Here is a 1458-nt window from a genome sequence, read left to right as displayed (position 1 = left end):
GCTACCCCAATTTGCGTCGCGTCCTGTTTCTAGCACTCCGCGTCGTAACCCGACATTCCAGAAGATCCATCGAACGATCCGTACACCGACTGTTCACCGAGCCGGGCGAACGAACTATGCGCCGTCGCTGCCCTCGCGCAGGGAATGGATCATGCTCCGCAGGAGCCGGAACGCGCCGGACCGCTCGGCCTCGGTCAGGCCGGACTGCATCCTGACCTCGACAGACCGGACCGCTGCGGACGCTTTCGCCAGGCTCCGCCTGCCGCGGGGCGTGAGCCGCGTTGGCAGCACCTTCCCAACGGGCGCCTGCTCGGGCCTGGTCACGTAACCCTCCCGTTCCAGCGCCTGGAGCAGCACGTTCATCGACTGCCGTGTCACGAACGCACCCCGCGCGAGCTCGGAGTTCGACAGGCCCGGCCGTTGCGCCAGCAGCTCGAGGCAGGAGTAGCGCGTCACGTTCATCCCGAGCGGGCGCAGCACCTCCTCCATGGCTGCGCGCAGGGCGCTCGACGCCTCTTTCAGCAGGTAGCCCAGTGACGTCTCCAGGTCGACGCCGACACCGTCTTGACTCATGTCAGTATTCTGACATACATTGGTCCGTGTCAGAAGACTGACACGAAAAGAAGGAGCAGCATCATGCCCGTCACCGGCCCCGACTTCCTCTCGCTCCAAGCGAGCGACCTCGACGTTTCACAGGCGTTCTACGAGAAGTACCTCGGCCTGGTCCGTTCGCAGGCCGGTCCGCCGCACGCCGTCGTCTTCGAGACCAAGCCGATCGCGTTCGCACTCCGCGACGTCCTTCCCGGCACCGATCTCGCATCCGTTGCCCAGCCCGGCATCGGTGCCGCGATCTGGCTGCACGCCACCGACGTTCAGGCCATTCACGATGCTCTCGTCGCCGACGGTCACCCCATCGTCGCCGCCCCGATCGACGGCCCCTTCGGCCGAACGTTCACCTTCGCCGACCCCGACGGCTACCAGGTCACTCTCCACGACCGCACCTGATAGGGCCTGTGCCACTGGGCAATCACCCCTCCCCGAGGACGGCGGTTGCGCCCGAGACTCGGGAATCCGGGCGACGTTTGTTTACCCCGAGGTGATCGCCTGTCCGGCCCTGCGCACTTGGCTGTGGGTCGGCGGGATCGCCGCGGGGCACCGTGACCAGACGCCTTGCTCACGAACCGTGCGGGTGGCGTCCCGCGACGATGCTGGTCACGACCCGCCGTTACCGGTGCGCGCCTGCGGGAAAGCCGCTGCCGCAGCGGCAGTTCCGATATCGCGACGTCGATGATGCCGAGGCGAGCGCCGGCGTCGCGGCGGCGCCGGACGTTCATGAATCGCCGTCCGACGAAGCACGAGGGGCCACGGTTAACTGCGGATGTCCACTTGGTGTTCCGGATATTCCGAGGTCGAAAGCCACTACCCGCCATGGTTAAGTACCTAGGCAGCGGCGGGTGA

2 protein-coding genes are annotated in these 1458 nt (G+C 66.5%); one reads left to right on the top strand and one right to left on the bottom strand.

Features of this window, described 5'->3' with window-relative positions; genetic code table 11:
* Positions 1–114: 114 nt before the first annotated feature.
* On the bottom strand, positions 115–573 hold the full coding sequence (locus ACIBCN_RS44510) for a MarR family winged helix-turn-helix transcriptional regulator (RefSeq protein ID WP_396998935.1): 459 nt from the start codon (positions 571–573) through the stop codon (positions 115–117).
* Between the two features lie 63 nt (positions 574–636).
* Between ACIBCN_RS44510 and ACIBCN_RS44505 the strand changes: the two genes are divergently transcribed.
* Positions 637–1005, top strand: coding sequence for a VOC family protein (locus tag ACIBCN_RS44505; protein ID WP_396998934.1), 369 nt, complete (start codon positions 637–639; stop codon positions 1003–1005).
* The last annotated feature ends 453 nt before the right edge of the window (positions 1006–1458 follow it).

Origin of the sequence: Nocardia sp. NPDC051052 (genome assembly GCF_044456045.1) — a bacterium.
Taxonomy (GTDB): Bacteria; Actinomycetota; Actinomycetes; order Mycobacteriales; family Mycobacteriaceae; genus Nocardia.
This window is presented reverse-complemented; position numbering and strand designations above follow the sequence as displayed.

Excerpts from the sequence above, each read along its gene's own strand:
- ACIBCN_RS44510 (WP_396998935.1), bottom strand. The coding sequence starts at position 573 with ATGAGTCAAGACGGTGTCGGCGTCGACCTGGAGACGTCACTGGGCTAC.
- ACIBCN_RS44505 (WP_396998934.1), top strand. The coding sequence starts at position 637 with ATGCCCGTCACCGGCCCCGACTTCCTCTCGCTCCAAGCGAGCGACCTC.